Origin of the sequence: Roseobacter ponti (genome assembly GCF_012932215.1) — a bacterium.
In the GTDB taxonomy this organism is placed as follows: domain Bacteria; phylum Pseudomonadota; class Alphaproteobacteria; order Rhodobacterales; family Rhodobacteraceae; genus Roseobacter; species Roseobacter ponti.
Genome location: NZ_CP048788.1, coordinates 3,656,604 through 3,673,515, shown reverse-complemented (window position 1 = coordinate 3,673,515; position 16,912 = coordinate 3,656,604). Strand labels below are relative to the sequence as shown.

Here is a 16,912-nt window from a genome sequence, read left to right as displayed (position 1 = left end):
TAATTCAGTTCCGGAACCGTTCAGGCGCATAAGGCGCCATGTCCATGTTTGTCGGTTGACCGGACATCAGCCCGGCCAGCAGCCGGCCTGTTTTCGGACCGCCGGTCAGGCCGATGTGGTGGTGCCCGAAGCCGGTCCAGACTCCTGTTTTTCCGATCTGCCCGATCAGGGGCAGACTGTCACTGGGGGCGGGCCTGTGCCCCAGCCATTCGATTTCCTGCGTCGCTGTCATCCGCGGAAAAGCGGCTTTTGCCTGGCGGCGCAGCATCTTCAGCGGGGCCTTCGACGGGCCGGCATCGAGCCCGCCAAGTTCCACCACACCGGCGCAGCGTACACCCTGCGCCATGGGGGTGGCGACAAATTTACCGGAGGCGATCATCATGGGCCGGGTAGGACCGTTCTCAGCGGCCTCAAAAACGATGTGATAGCCGCGTTCGGATTCGAGCGGGACATTCAGCCCCAGTTTGCGCATCAGCGGTTTTGACCAGACACCGGTGGCGAGCACAGCCTGGTCGCAGTCTATCCGGCCTTCGCTGGTTTCGACGGCGCTGATGTTACCGCCGCTGAGATCGAAGTCTTTGACATCAGCGATCAGGATTCTACCGCCCCCCGCCTCAAACGCTGCAGCGAGTGCGGCGACGTACCCGCCCGGGTCGCGGATAAACCCGTGATCCTTCACCACTGCGACACAGCTGATCTCACGGCTCACACCGGGCTCGTACTCGCGCACGGCATCGCCCTCGATAAGCTCGGGCGCAAAGCCTGCCTCGCGGCGCAGGCCCCAGGTATAGCTCTCCGCGTCAAAGGCCGCCCGGTCACGATAGCCAAAGCAGTAATCGCTTTCGGTGACCCAGTGTCCGAGGCCCGCATCTCCGGTCAGCGCTTTATGCTGAGACACGCTGTCGGTGACAATGGGTGCGATCCCGGCAGCGATACGCCGGGTGTCGGCATCATTGGCGTTGGCGAGATACTTCACCAGCCAGGGCGCCAGTTTCGGCAGATAGGCCCAGCGTAGAAAAAGCGGGAAATCCGGTGACATCAGCATGCCGGGTGCTTTGCGGATGAGACCGGGCGACGTGACGGGCACCATGGCGCAGGCCGCAAGTATCCCCGCATTGCCGTGCGATGTGCCCCTGCCCGGGCCCGAGCGATCGATAATCGTCACATCAAAACCGGCTCGGCGCAGCCAGATGCCGGTGGACACACCAACAATACCGGCACCAATGACGGCCACATGCTGTGTCATTTCACGGCTCCGCCGGTACAGAAGACCATGTGCAAATTTCCCCCGGGAGCTGATTCCCTGTTCTTATCCTGACCAGTTCTCACAATACGTCAACAAAATGTTGACAAATTGTCAGCGTCAGGCAGTCTGCTGCTATGACAGACAGCTTTCTCGGACCCGTCGTTTCATCCGCTCATCTGGCCAGCGGCTCCTTTGCGGAGGTGTCTGAGCTGGAATACGGGCTGATCCTCGCCAATCATGCTTTCGAGCGCTGGATGGTACGCGCAATTGCCATGGCGGGATACCCTGAGCTTGGCGCGCTGGATGTGCTGGTGCTGCATTCGGTATATCACCGCGACCGGCCGAAAAAGCTGGCCGATATCTGTCTGGTGCTGAATGTAGAGGATACGCATACGGTCAATTACGCGATCCGCAAACTCAAGAAAGCGGGCCTTGTCAAAGACGGGCGTCAGGGCAAGGAAAAAACCGTGGCCACCACCGACAGGGGCGCTGAGACCTGCGAGCGCTATCGCGAGATCCGGGAAGGGCTGCTGCTGCGCGCCGTGGCGGATCTGGGGCTTGAGCCGGAACAGGTGAGCCGTGCGGCGGGGCTGTTGCGGCTGATGTCGGGCCAGTACGACCAGGCCGCGCGGGCTGCCACCACCTATTGATCGCGGGCGCGATCCGAGGCTATCACCAGGTATGACCGGTCCTGCCGCCCGCCTTGGTATCCTGATGCTCGACACGCAGTTTCCGCGCATACCGGGCGATGTGGGCAATCCCGTGACATGGCCCTTTCCGGTGCGCTACGCCGTGGTGCCCGGTGCCACACCGCAGGCCGTGGTCTGCGAAGACCCCGAACCGCTGGTGCAGGATTTCATCACAGCCGGGCGGGGGCTGATTGACGCGGGCTGCACCGGCATTGCCACCACCTGTGGCTTTCTCGCGCTGATCCGGCCCCGGCTGGCGGCAGAACTGGGCGCGCCGGTTGCGGCCTCGGCGCTTGAGCAGGCCGCACAGATTCAGGCCGCCCTGCCGCCGGATCAGAACATCGGGGTGCTCACAATTTCCGCTGCCAGCCTGAGCCCGCGCCATCTTGCCGTGGCAGGTGTGCCCGATACCTGCGCCATCGAAGGCGTAGAGGATACGACCTTTGCCCGCAGCATTCTGGGCAATCAGACCGTGCTGGATGCCGACGCGGCCAGGCGTGATCTTTGTTCAGCGGCCCGGCAGCTTGTGGCGCGCGCACCGCAGACCGGTGCGATCATCCTGGAGTGCACCAATATGGTGCCTTATGCGGCGGACATCACCCGGGCCACGGGGCGGCCCGTCTTTTCGGTTTACACTTATCTGTTATGGTTTCACGAAAGCCTGCAGCCGCCGGTTTTCCCGGCGTCTTAGCTGCGCAGCCAGCCGTCCTCAAACCGCCATCTGCTGACGCCGGCAAGGCGGATGATGCGCTCCAGTTCGGCCTCAAGGGCGGCGATGCGGCCCTTGCCCCAGCGCACCTTTGGCTCTGGCCAGAGCGCTTTGACCACCAGTTCGTCGCGGTCGCGGAAAGCCTTCATGTCGATCCGGCCGACCAGACGGTCGCCTTCGAGCAGCGGAAAGACATAATACCCGTATCTGCGTTTTGCCTCGGGCACGAAAATCTCGATGCGGTAGTCAAAGCCGAAAAGCCGTTCGGCCCGTTTGCGATCGCGCAGTGCCGGATCGAAAGGGCTGAGCACCCGAAGTCGCGACGTCGGCGCCAGCTCCAGTGCGGGGTCTGTGCCGATCCCGGGCCGCGCAAAACTGTCGCGCAGGGTACCATCCGCGCCGGTGAGCCTCACAGGCTGCAACCGGCCCGCCGCAAGCTCTGCTGCACACCAGTCTCTGGCCTCTGCAATGCTCACGTGGTCCCAGAAGGCCGCCAGTTCTCCCGGCGTGGCAAACCCGAGCCGGTCGAGCGCCCCGGCACAGCACCAGCCGATCACCTCTGCGGTCTCCTCCGGCGTGGCCAGCGGCGTACAGAGCGCCTCATCAATCACCCGTTCGGTCAGATCATAGCGTTTGCGGAAGCCTTCGCGACCGACCACGCAGAGCGCGCCGCTGCGCCAGAGATACTCCAGCGCGGTTTTAGAAGGGTGCCAGTCCCACCAGCCGCCCGATCCGCGCTTTTCACCTGTGCCCACATCCGAGGTGCTGACGGGTCCGTTTTCGCGGATCTGGTCCAGCACCACCTGGAACTGATCCTCGAAGCCGTCGCGGCGCCAGTCGCGCCACTGCCGTCGCAGCTTTTCAGCATCGCGCTCGCGGCGCAGCTGCCACCAGCGGTAATAGCTGACCGGAATCACGGCGGCGTCATGGGTCCAGTGCTCAAAGAGCGCGCGGTCTTTCTCGTAGAGTTTTTTCAACGCCTCAGGCCGGTAGCGGGGACGCCGTGAAAAGAGGATCAGGTCGTGCGCGCGGGCGACCGTGTTGATGCTGTCGAGCTGCACAAACCCCAGTCGCTCGATCATCGACAACAGCTCCCGGCCATGTGCGGCACCCTGTGGTGCCTCGCTGAGCGCGTGCCGGTCGAGAAAGAGACGCCGCGCCTGTGCGTTCGTCAGGGTGAGCGTATTCATCCCCGCCGGTAACGGCGCAGCGTGTCTCCGAAGGTGATTTTAGGCTTCAGCGTGATATGTCCGGAGCTGTCGGGCTCTGCATCTTCGGGCAGGGCTGAGCGTTCCAGGATGATCTTCGCCGCGAGGGTTCCGATCTCTTTGCGGCAGGCATCCATTGTCGCGAGCTGGCGGGGCAGCCCGTCCAAAAGCTCCACGCCGTTAAACCCGGCAAGCCCGATCTGACCAGGTACGTCGATGCCCTGATCGAGCAGGTGGAGCAAGCCGCCCGCACCTATCATATCGTTGGAATAGTACAGAAAATCGAGATCGGGCGAGCGTTTCAGCATCGCGGCTGTCATCTCGCGGCCCTTGGCAAGCGCTGAGCCGCCCGAATAGAATTCACGGTCCTCGATCTCAACACCGGCCTTGGCAAGGGCTTCGGTAAAGCCTTCGAACCGTTTTCGCGCCCGGTGATCAAGCGGCATCTTGGTACCCATAAAGCCGATGTGCTGATACCCCTGTTTCAGGATCGCCGCTGCCATCTGCCGGCCCGCGCGCCGGTGGGAAATCCCTACGACCGAATCCACAGGCGTGCCGTCTGTGTCCATGATCTCAACCACCGGGATCGCTGCATTTTTGAGCATAGCGCGGGTAGCGTCCGAATGCTCCAGTCCGGCGATGATTACCCCCGACGGACGCCAGGACAGCATCTCATAAAGCACGCGTTCTTCTTTTTCAGGCATATAATCGGTCACGCCAACGACCGGCTGCAGGGGGGTTTCCTCAAACACCTCGTTGATGCCGGTCAGAACTTCGGGAAAGACCATATTCGAGAGTGACGGAATGACCACCGCCACCAGGTTGACCCGCTGTGAAGCCAGCGACCCGGCGATCTGGTTGGGCACATATCCCAGCGATTTCGCGGCCTGCAGGACTTTATCGCGGGTCGCGACCGACACATCGCCGCGATTGCGGAGCACGCGGCTGACCGTCATTTCTGACACCCCGCAGGCTTCTGATACATCTCGCAAGGTGAGGGGCCGCTGCTTTGGTCTTGTCACATGAATTTCCTGTACTGCTGGTCGATGTTAGCGCACCCTGTTCGCAACGTTCAAGCACTTGCCAGGGTAATCGTGATCAGGCGATGACAAGCGCGCCAGACTGGTCTAAAGCTGTCGCGGCGGTCCCGTGGCTCAACTGGATAGAGCAGCCCCCTCCTAAGGGGCAGGTTGCAGGTTCGAATCCTGCCGGGGTCGCCAAAAACACCTGAAAAATATGGCTTATTTACAGGGCTTTGTGCAGGAGCTTGCAGAAAGTCCCGCGAGCTTTCGCGCCGAATTCTGCTGAAACGGCGGAAATCTCGTACAAAACCTGTACAAAATTCACACGTCTTTACGCAATTCGGGGCCTTCCAATGAGCTGGCGGGTCGCGAACACATGCGCGGAACGGAAGTTCGGCAGCGCCACCCGCAAGCAGATCATCATGTTTCTGGCGGACAAGGCGTCCGACGATGGGTCAGGCATCTGGTGTTCCAAGGGAACGATCCAGCGGCACACCGAGTTGGGGGAGACCACAGTCAAGCGAACTGTCCGCGAGTTCCTGAAGGAAGGCATCCTGGTTGAGACTGGCGCACGCACCTGCAAGAATGGTTTCACCGTCGTCTACCGGATCGATCTGACCAAAGTCGAGGCGCTGGAACCCACGCTAGAGCCCGAGATTGAGACGGGGTCCACAGTGGCCCCCGTCCAGTCTGGCCCCGGTACGGGGGCCACTGTGGCCGGGGTACCGGGGCCACCACGGCCCCCAAACCATCCTAAAACCATCCATAAACCACCTACGCGCAGGCGCGAGGCGGCGGTGGACGAAGCAGCTGAGAAGATTTTGGCGGCTTATCCGCCCGACCGGTTGCGGGGCAAAGCGGCCTGCCTTGCCCAAATCGAAGGGGCCATGAAGGAAGGGATTGCGCCGGAGGACTTTTTGCAGGCCGTCCAAGCCTACGCGACCGATAGCGCAAGTTTCACCCGCTCCAAGGTCTGCTTTTCTGATAACTGGTTCCAGTCGCGGCGCTGGCTGGCCTATGTCGAGAAGCAAGCGGAAGACCGAGAGAAGGCGAAGGCCTTGGAGGCCGATCACCATGCACGGTTGGCCGCGAGCTTCTTCTGGACGGTGCATCTGACACGCTCGGAACTGACGGAGATGGGCCTTACACGGATCGAGCGGCCCGAGGGGACCTGGCTGATCCTGGACCCTTCGAAGACGCGCCTACGCACCTGCACGATGGCCGAGAGACCCGTCACCTGCATCAGGATCGAGGAGGATTAGATGACCCAGTTGACAGCCTTGGAACGCGACTTGCTCGCCTGCGTCGAGCGGTTGGTGACGGCCTCAGAGGCCTCCGCGAAGGATTTGACCGCCTTGGAGACACGCTCGACCGGCAGGATCGAGAGGGAGCTGGCTGGCTTGAAAGACTGCGTGACCTTGCTCATTCGTTCACAGGCCGCATCCATGCAGGCCTTGAGCGGATTGCTGAACGACGAGGCGAGCTACAAGACGCTGGACAAGAGCTTGCAGCAGAGCTTGACCTTAGCGACAGCCGCCGCCGAGAGATTGAGGGACAGCTAGACAGCCAGGAGGCGCATGCGGAAAAGGGGTTGCGGCATTAGGGCTCAATTCAAATGACTTCTGGAATGACAAGAGGCACAAATTTTGGCGGTAGGGCTTGCGCAGAAATCGCGGGTTTGAGAGCGATAGCCGGGAACTGTTTGTCAGTACAGAAGGTTTGGAATGTCGAAGTTGCGAAGGGGCTATCGCCAAATTTCCGTTCAAGCCTCTACGGGTGTTGGCAAGATTTGCGGCTGGCCGGTTTCTGGAGACGATGAAAAGCCAATAAAGAACCTTAATGGTAAGCCCTCCAAAGAAGTGAGGGAAAAAGAGCCCAAAGCTTTTTTCCAGGACTCACAAAAATACTGGCGTCGAACAGACACGAATGTGGATGTTGAGCTGGACGATTTGTGTGCCGCGACACACGGGCATATCCGAAGATCGATTATTTCCGATATAGAATTCAAGATTTACCATGATAAGATACCTGACTGGGTACATATGGCTGGGATCGAACCTGAGAGCCGCGTAACAAAGAAGAGATTTGAACAGCTTCTTGCCGGATCGCATCCAGATCCGGTGTTGCATAAGTTCATGTATCTGCAAGATGTGCAGGGACTGCTGACAAACATCCAAAGGACAAGCGCGCAAATTAGTCAGGTCATCGGCGAGTTTTATGGCTTGTTCAATGATTGCGAACCCTACGTTTACCAGAAGGAAGAAAGAGTAGGCTTGCGTTCATCGGTTTCGGCGGAAACATCTCTGATCCATGCTCATCTGGAAACCATATTTGTCAGGATGAGAAGCCTTCTGGACTATGCTGTGAAGTTGGCATTTGAATTTGAGCGGGATGCGATCGACTATTCGCAGATCGTCAGACTCAGAGGGCGATCAAAACAGTACAGCGACAAGAAAAGTCTAAAGCTCGATGAACGGGCCGGTACATTGTTCGCGAAAGACGAACTAATTTGGATGATCTGCTCCATAAGAGATCGGATCGTTCATGATGGTCATCTCGACATAAGCGCCAGAGTCTACGAACACTTCAAACGGCATCGTTTGATCGAGCGTTTCATCTTGATCCCTGACATGTCTGATGGTCGGTTTGAGACTTTCAAGAACCGAACGAATTTTTACGGGAAAGATCAGAAAATCAATCTCGATCTCCCCAGAATCTACGATTCGTTCTTTGAACGTATGATCACGACCATTGGGACGATACATGATCGATATGCCGCCCAACGCCTAGGGTGAGTGCTACTCACCACTTAGCGCAGAATCGTGAATTAAGCAGCAATCAAGGGTTCAATATCAGATACGTCGATCTCTTTAGCCGCCAACGCCATGTCGTAGTTCGTCTGCAAGTTCACCCAGTAAGCCGGGGTCGTGTTGAACACACGGGCAAAGCGCAGCGCCGTGTCAGGCGTGATCCCGGTCGTGCCTTTGATCAACCGCTCGATCCGCGTACGAGGCACACCCAGACGCCTGGCAAACGCGATGGCCCCCATATCTAGGGGATCGAGGTAAAGCTCTTTCAGGACTTCACCGGGGTGCATCGGGTTTTCAAGCAAGCTCATCAGCGTATCCTCTCAATGGTAGTCCACAATCTCGACCTCGGTGGGGCCGTTCGGCGTCCAGACAAAGCAGATGCGCCATTGCCCGTTGATACGGACGGAGTGTTGCCCGGCACGATCCCCTTTCAGTTCTTCCAGGTGGTTGCCGGGTGGGAACCGCAAATCCTCGACAACAACCGCAGCATCCAGCGCCGAAAGCATCGCCCGAGTGCGCTTCACCAAGTCACCGGGGAAGCCTTTGCCGTACTTGCCTTTCACAGCATTGGCAGCGAGTTTGCCCTTAGTGCTTTGGATCATGCTAGCCGTGTATCACGGAAAGATACGTGTGTCAATTCATGATACATATTGAACAGGCTCATCGATCACGTCCCTGGATCTGTTAGCGGCCATGTTTTGCATGGAAATGAGATTTTGATGTCGCGGCTTTACTTTCCGGATGCTAAAAAAAACAGTAGGTGATTATCTGTTAGCTGCTTGGTCATATTTTCTAAGTCGTTTCACCCAAAGAACAATTCTCTGACTTCACCCCTACCCAACAGTTTGCTGAATCGGCGATAGTCTCCGAAAGTGTGTTGCCATCGGCCAGCGGCAATCGCGCGATGCACACCCGCCCTAGTTGCTACCCTCTTGATGTCGTCAGTTCGACTTCGACCATCGATATTCTCCAACCAAAGTTTCCCAGGAATCAATGCTTCGCTTGCAAAAGCGTCTGCCTCTGCCTCAATCTCGTCGGCTGAGCTGACGTCTAGATCGTCTAGGATGATGTCACGGCCGCTATTCAAGTGTAGGCAAACATGTGCAAATTCGTGCATTAACGTAAACCAGAAATTATCTATCCGATTGTGTCTTATGGTTAGTGCGATCACGGGTACGCCATCACTGCGGAGCATTGCAGCACCGTCGAGGTAAGTGCCTGGCAAGTGTTCGAGGACTATTAGGACAATACCGATCTTGTTGAGCTCATCTGCGATCTCTCTAGCCCAATTGGCTCTAGCGCTAACTTTGGCAATTCGCCTTGCCGTCGCTTCTGGATCAAAGCCCTTGCAAGGTTCAATTTTTACTTTGTCCGCCTTTGCAAGAACGGCGGCACACCACGCTTCGAGTGCCGAAAAGTCCGTCTTTGCATTGGTTCTCTCAGTTCTAGTTTTACGTAACTTTTGTTGAACCCGAAATGTCATGGGAAGAGATAGAGCGTCTGCTACCTTTTGGTGACGACGATGACCTTGATGAAGTGTATGGAGCAGCCATCCAAGCTGGAGATTTGAACTCCTTAAATGCTGTCCTTGCCGTCTTCCGCTTTAAGAGATGGCTAAGCTATTACCGTGATAGCATTGGAGAGCCGAGCAAAACCTTCTCAGATGCGATCATGCTGTACAACGCCTCCCCAAAGACCGCGAAACAGCTGATCCCAATTGTCGAAGAGATTGGCGACATGCCGTTGCAGGCTATCTCAGGCGCGCTGCTGAAGTCGTTTGGAGCACAATGGAAGCCGATGGCGTCTACCGATACCTGGTGGCGCGAAATAGTGACGCCCGCCAGATCAGTAATCAACAATGCGCACGAGTTGATCGGCACACCTTTGATCCGAGTGAAGCCATATAGCAAAATGGAACGGATCGCTCAGGACAAGTTGCGTGGTAAGATAAGTCGCGTCGAACGAGTACCAGCAGAGAAGGATTGGATTGAGGCGTTCTGTATGGCTGCTGATCCATATAACGCCGCCTTGGTGCGGTTTATGTTCGAAACTGCAGCGCGGATAGATCAAGCGGTTTCGCTAACAGCTGAAGACTTGAAACCCGCTGAGAACAAGGTGCGGCTAAAGGCAAAAAAGGGCCATCCCGAAGACTGGGTTACAGTTTCACCAGAAACCATGGGTGAGATGTTAGCTCTTCCGCCGAAAAGGCCGAAAAACCGCAAGACTGGTAGGTTCATGAGCCCCCGCGTGTTTGGCTATGGTAGTTCGACCGGTTACAACACCCGATGGCAGACGATCTGCAAGCGGGCCGGCATCCCGTACCTGTCGGCCCATCCGGCAGGGCGACATGGCTACTTCACTGAATTGGTCGTTCGCCAAGGTGTTGATCCAGTCACCGCCGCTGAAGCCGGACGCTGGTCAGACCCCAATTTACCCATGCGCATTTATGCCCATGCTGAAACGGATGAGGCCGATATTAGGGCACGCTTTCGTACAAACCATGTACAGGAGGACCCCGTACAAACACCCAAACAACAGAAATCACAGAAGGAATAGCGCTATGAACGGTTACCTCCTAAGGGGCAGGTTATTGGTTCGAATCCAATCGGGATCACCACTTCTGCTGCACCATGCCATTCTGCCGTGAACACGCGCCATCGCGCGGTCGTGAAGGCGGACATTTTGCCTTACCCGGCAATTCTGTTATCGTGACAGACTGTGAAGGTACCGGTGAAGAGGAGTGTGAAATGCGGGTAACTGTCAGAATATGCCTGCTGGTGATCGTGGGATGTCTCGCGCCGGGGTTTGCTGCGGCATCAGATATCTATGTCAGCGGCAAAGTCGTGCTTGGCGGGGGCAGCGTTGTGATTTCGGTGAACCCCTCAAGAGGATACGGGCACGGTTATGGACGCCACCCGGGATATCGCCACCACGGATACCGGCAGGAAGGGTACAAGAACCGCGCGTATCGCAAGTTCAGGCGTAACTCGCACTTTGGCCGCATCGCCCGGGACATCATTCACGAGGATAAAACACATCCGCATAAGGCCTCGACGCTGCCGCAGATTTCCGGACACGGAAAAGCATACGGTGGACCGTTCCACAGCGGCTTTGCCTCAGGGAGCAGCGCAAAGTCCACCGAATACGGCGCGCCGCTGATGCACCGCAAACGAAAGTTCGGGCTGAAACTGCGCTGAACGCTCATAATCTTAACTGATGGAAAACTGGTCGGGCTGAGAGGATTCGAACCTCCGACCCCCTGCTCCCGAAGCAGGTGCGCTACCAGGCTGCGCTACAGCCCGACCGTGTGCGCCCGGATACTCTTAACACAGACGCTTGGCAAGGCCCCCGCATCACGCGAGCCTTCGTTCTGCCGCCCTCACCGGAGCACGCCGGGTTGGATGACACAGCGCCTTCAGAGGCTCGCGTCGAGTGCGCTCAGGATGGCGTCGCTCATCTGCGTCGTGCTGATCGGCGTCCCGCCGGCCTCACCCATCAGGTCAGCCGTGCGAGCGCCGTCGGCCAGAACCTTTTCGATCGCAGTCTCAAGGCGCGTGGCTTCATCGCCCTGGTCAAAGGAATAGCGCAGAGCCATGGCAAAGCTGAGGATACAGGCAATCGGGTTGGCTTTGCCCTGACCGGTGATGTCGGGGGCTGACCCGTGGACCGGCTCGTAAAGCGCTTTGGGCCGGCCGTCCGCATTCGGCGCGCCGAGGCTTGCGGAAGGCAGCATCCCGAGACTACCGGTGAGCATCGCGGCACAATCCGACAGGATATCGCCGAAGAGGTTGTCGGTCAGGATGACGTCGAACTGCTTGGGCGCGCGCACCAGCTGCATCGCGCCGTTATCTGCATACATGTGGCTGAGCTCGACGTCCGGATAATCCTCGTCGTGCACTTTCTGCACGACCTCGCGCCACAGAATGCCGCTCTCCATCACATTGGCCTTCTCCATGGAGCATACCTTGCCCGAGCGCCGGCGCGCCAGCTCAAAGGCGGATCGTGCCACGCGGTCAATCTCGCTTTCGGTGTACCGCTGGGTGTTGATGCCCACGCGTTCGTTACCTTCCTCAAAGATGCCGCGCGGTTCTCCGAAATAGACACCCGAGGTCAGCTCGCGCACGATCATAATGTCGAGCCCGGAGACCAGTTCTGTTTTCAGTGACGAAAAATCGGCCAGCGCGTCGAAACACTGGGCCGGGCGCAGGTTAGAGAACAGATCCATCTCTTTGCGCAGCCGCAACAGGCCGCGCTCAGGCTTTACGCTGAAATCGAGATTATCGTATTTCGGTCCGCCCACAGCGCCCAGCAGCACCGCATCGACATCAAGTGCTTTGGCCATCGTGTCGTCATGCAGCGGCGTACCATGCGCGTCATAAGCAGCGCCACCAACCAGATCTTCGGTGATGTCGAAGGCAAGTCCGCGCTTTTCGCTGAACCACGTGATCACGCGTCTGACCTCCTGCATGACTTCCGGGCCGATCCCGTCGCCGGGAAGGATAAGAAGGGAAGGGTTGGCCATGCGTCATCTCCTGCGAATTTAAGCTGCCAGCGGCGTATATCGGCGCGCGGCAAGGGTCAAGAAGCGGCGCACAGGGTCGCGTTTGCCGGGGCGCGCTGTGATGCCACGTGAAAGGCCGCTGCCGGCGCGTTATACTTGGCTGCAACGCTGTCGGAATGTTCACAAGGGAGGCCCGGATGACCCGAACCGCGCCGCAACTGCTGCGTCTTGCCGCTCTCTTCCTGCTGGCGCTGATGATCCTGCCTTTTGCGCTCTATGCGCTGGTGACCGGTCTGTCCGGGCTCGTGCCGGATGACGCGCCGCGCGGGCGTTTCTTCACACCGGGCGCACCGCTGCTGAACGGGGCGGTATTCGTGCATATGATGGCCGGCGGGTTGCTGTCATTGCTGGTGTTTTTGCAACTGGTGCCCGGGATCAGACTGCGCTGGCCACTGGTGCACCGGCTTACGGGTCGTCTGCTCATTGCGGCGGCGCTGATCACCGGGGCGGGCGGGCTGATCTTTATCGCCGGGCGCGGCACGATCGGCGGGCCTCCGATGAATGCCGGGTTTGCGCTTTACGGCGCGCTGATGATCCTCGCAGCCTGTGAGGTTCTGCGTCACGCGCATGCGGGGCGCTATGACCGGCACCGCCGCTGGGCGCTGCGCCTTTTTGTGCTGGCGATCGGCTCGTGGCTCTACCGGGTGCATTACGGCATCTGGGACATGCTGGGGTACGAGGCCGGCATGGCCACGGATTTTCGCAGCTCCTTCGATCTGGTGCAGAACGTGGCGTTTTACCTGCCCTATCTCATTGTGCTGGAACTCTGGATGCGTCGCAGACCGGTGACGGTTCAGCGCGCGATATCGACCCAGACGAGGCGGTGACGGCTGGCTGTGGCTGCGGTTTCACCGGCCTCACTCGCCGGGTCAGGCCACCAGACACCACTGCCGGTCACCGTGAGATCGCGTGAGGGCAGCACATAATCCACCCGCAGATTTCCGGGCACGGGATCGTCCCAGTCAGCGGTGTCAAAAGGATCGTCGCTGATGATGACGCTGCCGGTGCTGCGCGGAGCAGGGTCCTGCAACAGCGGGTTATTCAGAAGTCCGCGAATGGCTGCCTTGCGTCCTTCGCCGTCCTGCGGGTCCTGATTGGTGTCGCCCAGCAGGACAAGCTTCTCCGCAGGTGCAGGCCCGAAGGTGCCGTCGAGGTAGTACTGCCAGAAAAGAATTTCATCATGGTTGCGCCGCCCGTTGCGGTCTTCGGGGCCGTCAAAGACCGGCGGACTGGCGTGAAAGGTCAGAAGGGACAGCCGCCCCAGGCCCGGGACCTGCACCGGCACCACCCAATGGGCGGTGGTGGACAGACGCTGAATGGCCTGAGCCTCGGGTGACGGGAAAGGCCTGGCATCGGTTTCCGGGAGCAGTGCCCCGGGAAAATCGCGCCAGAGCAGGTCGGTGAAGGTTTGCACGTCCGATGCGATGATCTCAAAACGCGAGAGCACGGCCATACCGCCCTGGCCGCTGAAACGCCCGTATCCCTGTGCATCGCGCGGATCACCGGCACGCCCGTCCCCGTCCAGATCAATGCCGCTCTGGTAGCCGGTATTGGGCCGTGCGGCAAAGCGCCAGGGGTAGGAGGGTCCGGTTCCGGCAAGACGGTCCGCAAAGGCATTGAGCGCGGCCCCCGTGAGATCATAGTCGAACCCCTGCAACACAACGATGTCAGGTGCTGTCTCCGCCAGAACCGACATGACGGCGACGATGTCAGGGTCTTCGCCTCTCAGGATATCACGCAGCAGCAGGCCCGGCCCGTCGCGCTGAAGTTCGGTGTTGTAGGTAGCAATACGCAGGGTATCGGCATAAAGACCGGCAGCACTCAGGCAAAGCGCCGCAGCTGCTGTGATCAGGCGGGCTGAAGCTCGCGTTCCTCGGCCTGGCTTGCATAGGCGCGGCGGCGCTTCTGATCGATCATGCTGGCGATGCGCATCATCGCAAATCCGCGCATGATCATGCTGGCAGGAAGAAAGGCCCATGCAGATATCGTCCAGATCAGAGTATGCGGGTTCGCCAATGTGATCGGGTCTATCAGATCAGAGGTGGCCTTGACCACTGCCGGGATGAGAAACGGCAGCAGGAAACCAAGCGCGATATTGACCCGCGCATCGCGCTGCAGCCGGTAGAGCACATCGCCGCCTGCGGTGGGGTCGAAAAGCGGCAGATTGACCCAGACATTGAACGGGCCATAGCGCACCGGCCAGCGACCATAGCGCACGATGAAGTAAAACCACACCATCGCAACCAGTGAGATCAGATAGGCAATACCGGCGGCTGTGCGCACATCCTGGATCAGCCACTGGCTCACATCCGCAGGCAGCATCAGCACAATCAGCCGCACCGGAGAGAAGGGGAAATCAATGGCATTGCCGATGATCGTGCCCAGGGCGGTCACAGCCTGGGTCAGGGAGGTTGGTTCGACCTTGCCCTTGGCGATCGCCGTCAGCATGAAAACCGTCAGAAAAAGCGTGACAAACCGCAGGCGGTTAAAGGGGGCCGCATCGCGGAATTCGACAATGCTGGGTGCTGCGGAATTATATTCGATAAAGGTCAGAAACGCGGCGAGAAGCGCCACCAGAACGATGATCTGGGACTGGTCCGTTGCCACGTCAGGCAGCAGAAGCGCTGGCGTGGCAATAAGAAGTGCCACCAACAGGCCACGCATTACTGCGCCTGAAATACGAACAAACATACGTTTCTTTCCCTTCAAACCGGCCAGATGCGATTCAGTGCCGCAATCTTGTTCCAACTTGATGCCACCGGGGCGGTGGGCTCTGCCTCATTTATGCCCCATTTGTGCCATCATTCGTCTTAGTTCCGCAAGTGTTACGGTTAACAAGACGCAATACGTTGGGCGTTTTGAGGGAAGGACTGGTGCGTTCTTGCATCAAATATGTGACGAAAAACAGGCACATCGCAAGATATTGTGGGCGGCGCGAGGACGCCCACAATGAAAGGTTAACGCATGCTGCCAAAAGAAAAGAGGCGCACAGCGGGCAGAGGGGCCCGGACCGGTTCAGACCCAGGGGCGCGCCTGGGATGCTGATCCTTCAAAGGTGTCGATTGCGGCGGCTTTTTCCATGGTCAGGCCGATGTCGTCAAGGCCGTTCATCAGGCAGTGCTTTTTGAAACTGTCCACTTCAAAGCTGAAAACCTCACCATCCGAGGTGGTGATCGTCTGTGCCTCAAGATCGATGCTCATCCGGGCGTTGGCGCCCTTTTCGGCGTCTTTCATAAGCACATCCACCTGCTCTTTCGGCAGGGCGACGGGCAGGATGCCGTTCTTGAAGCAGTTGTTGTAGAAGATATCCGCAAAAGAAGGTGCGATTACGCAGCGGATGCCAAAGTCCTTGATGGCCCAGGGTGCGTGTTCGCGCGATGACCCGCAGCCGAAGTTCTCACCCGCCACGAGTATTTCCGCCTCGCGGTAAGCGTCTTTGTTCAGCACAAAGTCAGCCACCTCATTGCCCTGACGGTCATAGCGCATCTCGTCAAAGAGGTTCACGCCAAGCCCCGAGCGTTTGATCGTTTTCAGGAACTGTTTGGGGATGATCATATCGGTGTCGATATTGACCAGTGGCATCGGTGCGGCGATCCCGGTGAGCGTGTTGAATTTATCCATGGGGTGGAGTCCTTACGGTTGTCCCGGATGCGCCGGAACCCGGACAGGTGTCCGCGGGTTGGACCGGCATATCGCAAACGGAGAGGTTTCGGAATGTCATACAGTGAAGGCACAAGGGTTGAGTGGGACTGGGGCAATGGCTCGGGCACCGGCAGGATCGCCAAAAAGTACACGCAGAAGATTACCCTGAAAATCTCGGGCACCGAGGTGACGCGGGATGCAAGCGCGGAAAGCCCCGCCTATAAAATCGAGCAGGAAGACGGCAGTGAAGTTCTCAAATCGGACAGCGAACTGCGCAAAGCGTCCTGAGCCCCGGGTCATCATTCGTTGCCCTGAACGCGTTCGAGGGCGGGCGCATCCGCGCCGACCAGACCGAGCAGCGTGCCGGTCTCGAGTGCGGTGCAGAATTCGCCGTGCATGTTCGCAACTGAAATGTCGTGCAGCACCTGCGGGTCATAATCCGTGCCATCCGGCCCGATCCGGTTACAGGTCGCACATGCATCATGCGCGAGATAGGTGTCATACCCCATATTGCCGGCCATCCGCACCGAGGTTTCGACGCAGAAGTTGGTGAAAAAGCCCGCCACCACGAGGCGGGTGATACCGTGCTGGCGCAGCCGCAGTTCCAGATCGGTGCCGACAAAAGCCGAGTTCACATCCTTTTCAATGATGATCTCGCCGTCCTGCGCCTCAAAACCGTCGATCATCGCCCCGGTCGGCAGATGCAGTTTGAGCGGTGAGGCCGCCTCACGGCTGTCGTGACGCGTGAAAATTACGGGCAGGTCGCCCGCCCGCCATGCGTTCAGCAGCGCGCGCATCCGGTCTTCGGCCTCAGGGTTGTTGCGCCGGCCGGTACTGCCGCCGCCCCAGTGGTCAAAGACATTCACGCCCTTCTGGACATCGATCAGCAAAAGACCGGTTTCGGGGCCAAACTGCCTGATCATGTCGACCCTCGCGTCATGGCGCCGCAGATCCCGACGGACATCTCTGCCGTGATCACTTCGTCAGTCGACGTCGTTGTGTACATATTCCGGGTGTCCATCTTA

Annotated in this window: 20 protein-coding genes and 2 tRNA genes; 10 read left to right on the top strand and 12 right to left on the bottom strand. The window is 58.7% G+C overall.

Annotated features, from left to right (window positions below):
• Positions 1-4 precede the first annotated feature (4 nt).
• Positions 5-1,246, bottom strand: a complete 1,242-nt coding sequence (locus tag G3256_RS17705) for an NAD(P)/FAD-dependent oxidoreductase (protein WP_169642079.1) — start codon at positions 1,244-1,246, stop codon at positions 5-7.
• A 134-nt stretch (positions 1,247-1,380) separates the two neighbouring features.
• Between G3256_RS17705 and G3256_RS17700 the strand changes: the two genes are divergently transcribed.
• Together G3256_RS17700 and G3256_RS17695 are read left to right on the top strand one after the other, a co-directional pair.
• Complete coding sequence (locus tag G3256_RS17700) at positions 1,381-1,896, top strand: winged helix DNA-binding protein (RefSeq protein WP_169642078.1); 516 nt, start codon at positions 1,381-1,383, stop codon at positions 1,894-1,896.
• A gap of 31 nt (positions 1,897-1,927) precedes the next feature.
• The gene (locus G3256_RS17695; RefSeq protein ID WP_169642077.1) at positions 1,928-2,626 is read left to right on the top strand and encodes an aspartate/glutamate racemase family protein; all 699 of its coding nucleotides are present in this window, start codon (positions 1,928-1,930) and stop codon (positions 2,624-2,626) included.
• On the opposite strand, the gene G3256_RS17690 is transcribed toward G3256_RS17695, so the two are convergent.
• Entirely contained in the window at positions 2,623-3,834 is a 1,212-nt protein-coding gene (locus G3256_RS17690; protein ID WP_169642076.1) for a winged helix-turn-helix domain-containing protein, read from the bottom strand. The two genes, G3256_RS17695 and G3256_RS17690, sit on opposite strands and share 4 nt — an antisense overlap.
• Positions 3,831-4,808: a LacI family DNA-binding transcriptional regulator gene (locus tag G3256_RS17685; protein WP_425501490.1), complete on the bottom strand. Its 978-nt coding sequence runs from the start codon at positions 4,806-4,808 to the stop codon at positions 3,831-3,833. Before G3256_RS17685 ends, G3256_RS17690 begins: the two co-directional genes overlap by 4 nt.
• A 187-nt stretch (positions 4,809-4,995) precedes the next feature.
• On the opposite strand from G3256_RS17685, the gene G3256_RS17680 reads away from it, so the two are divergent.
• From G3256_RS17680 to G3256_RS17665, 4 genes are all read left to right on the top strand, one after another.
• A tRNA-Arg gene (locus G3256_RS17680) sits at positions 4,996-5,072 on the top strand.
• A 155-nt stretch (positions 5,073-5,227) separates the two neighbouring features.
• The gene (locus G3256_RS19270) at positions 5,228-6,136 is read left to right on the top strand and encodes a hypothetical protein (RefSeq protein ID WP_246227688.1); all 909 of its coding nucleotides are present in this window, start codon (positions 5,228-5,230) and stop codon (positions 6,134-6,136) included.
• Positions 6,137-6,436, top strand: coding sequence for a hypothetical protein (locus tag G3256_RS17670; protein WP_169642074.1), 300 nt, complete (start codon positions 6,137-6,139; stop codon positions 6,434-6,436).
• Between the two features lie 162 nt (positions 6,437-6,598).
• Positions 6,599-7,669, top strand: coding sequence for a hypothetical protein (locus G3256_RS17665; RefSeq protein WP_169642073.1), 1,071 nt, complete (start codon positions 6,599-6,601; stop codon positions 7,667-7,669).
• Between the two features lie 32 nt (positions 7,670-7,701).
• On the opposite strand, the gene G3256_RS17660 is transcribed toward G3256_RS17665, so the two are convergent.
• The 3 genes from G3256_RS17660 to G3256_RS17650 all read right to left on the bottom strand — a co-directional run bounded on the left by G3256_RS17660 (position 7,702) and on the right by G3256_RS17650 (position 9,167).
• Positions 7,702-7,992 (bottom strand): HigA family addiction module antitoxin, encoded by a 291-nt coding sequence (locus G3256_RS17660; protein ID WP_169642072.1) that lies wholly within the window; start codon positions 7,990-7,992, stop codon positions 7,702-7,704.
• Positions 7,993-8,004: 12 nt separating this feature from the next.
• Positions 8,005-8,286, bottom strand: coding sequence for a type II toxin-antitoxin system RelE/ParE family toxin (locus G3256_RS17655; RefSeq protein WP_169642071.1), 282 nt, complete (start codon positions 8,284-8,286; stop codon positions 8,005-8,007).
• A 200-nt stretch (positions 8,287-8,486) separates the two neighbouring features.
• Positions 8,487-9,167 (bottom strand): ImmA/IrrE family metallo-endopeptidase, encoded by a 681-nt coding sequence (locus tag G3256_RS17650; protein ID WP_169642070.1) that lies wholly within the window; start codon positions 9,165-9,167, stop codon positions 8,487-8,489.
• On the opposite strand from G3256_RS17650, the gene G3256_RS17645 reads away from it, so the two are divergent.
• Complete coding sequence (locus tag G3256_RS17645; protein ID WP_169642069.1) at positions 9,161-10,240, top strand: tyrosine-type recombinase/integrase; 1,080 nt, start codon at positions 9,161-9,163, stop codon at positions 10,238-10,240. The genes G3256_RS17650 and G3256_RS17645 overlap by 7 nt on opposite strands.
• Positions 10,241-10,431: 191 nt before the next feature.
• Positions 10,432-10,881, top strand: a complete 450-nt coding sequence (locus G3256_RS17640) for a hypothetical protein (protein WP_169642068.1) — start codon at positions 10,432-10,434, stop codon at positions 10,879-10,881.
• Between the two features lie 28 nt (positions 10,882-10,909).
• Here G3256_RS17640 and G3256_RS17635 read toward each other — a convergent pair.
• Together G3256_RS17635 and leuB are read right to left on the bottom strand one after the other, a co-directional pair.
• A tRNA-Pro gene (locus G3256_RS17635) sits at positions 10,910-10,986 on the bottom strand.
• Positions 10,987-11,099: 113 nt separating this feature from the next.
• The gene (gene leuB / locus G3256_RS17630; RefSeq protein WP_169642067.1) at positions 11,100-12,206 is read right to left on the bottom strand and encodes a 3-isopropylmalate dehydrogenase; all 1,107 of its coding nucleotides are present in this window, start codon (positions 12,204-12,206) and stop codon (positions 11,100-11,102) included.
• A 176-nt stretch (positions 12,207-12,382) separates the two neighbouring features.
• Here leuB and G3256_RS17625 point away from each other — a divergent pair, with 176 nt between their 5' ends.
• A complete protein-coding gene (locus tag G3256_RS17625; protein ID WP_169642066.1) occupies positions 12,383-13,072 on the top strand; it encodes a DUF2306 domain-containing protein in 690 nt (229 codons plus the stop codon).
• Here the strand turns inward: G3256_RS17625 and G3256_RS17620 are convergent.
• The 3 genes from G3256_RS17620 to leuD all read right to left on the bottom strand — a co-directional run bounded on the left by G3256_RS17620 (position 13,039) and on the right by leuD (position 15,866).
• On the bottom strand, positions 13,039-13,974 hold the full coding sequence (locus G3256_RS17620; protein WP_343044396.1) for an endonuclease/exonuclease/phosphatase family protein: 936 nt from the start codon (positions 13,972-13,974) through the stop codon (positions 13,039-13,041). The two genes, G3256_RS17625 and G3256_RS17620, sit on opposite strands and share 34 nt — an antisense overlap.
• 119 nt (positions 13,975-14,093) lie before the next feature.
• Complete coding sequence (locus G3256_RS17615) at positions 14,094-14,936, bottom strand: hypothetical protein (protein WP_246227683.1); 843 nt, start codon at positions 14,934-14,936, stop codon at positions 14,094-14,096.
• Between the two features lie 324 nt (positions 14,937-15,260).
• Entirely contained in the window at positions 15,261-15,866 is a 606-nt protein-coding gene (leuD, locus tag G3256_RS17610; protein WP_169642064.1) for a 3-isopropylmalate dehydratase small subunit, read from the bottom strand.
• A gap of 93 nt (positions 15,867-15,959) precedes the next feature.
• Here leuD and G3256_RS17605 point away from each other — a divergent pair, with 93 nt between their 5' ends.
• The gene (locus G3256_RS17605) at positions 15,960-16,175 is read left to right on the top strand and encodes a hypervirulence associated TUDOR domain-containing protein (protein WP_169642063.1); all 216 of its coding nucleotides are present in this window, start codon (positions 15,960-15,962) and stop codon (positions 16,173-16,175) included.
• An 11-nt stretch (positions 16,176-16,186) separates the two neighbouring features.
• On the opposite strand, the gene G3256_RS17600 is transcribed toward G3256_RS17605, so the two are convergent.
• The gene (locus G3256_RS17600) at positions 16,187-16,810 is read right to left on the bottom strand and encodes a cysteine hydrolase family protein (RefSeq protein WP_169642062.1); all 624 of its coding nucleotides are present in this window, start codon (positions 16,808-16,810) and stop codon (positions 16,187-16,189) included.
• Positions 16,811-16,912: the final 102 nt, after the last annotated feature.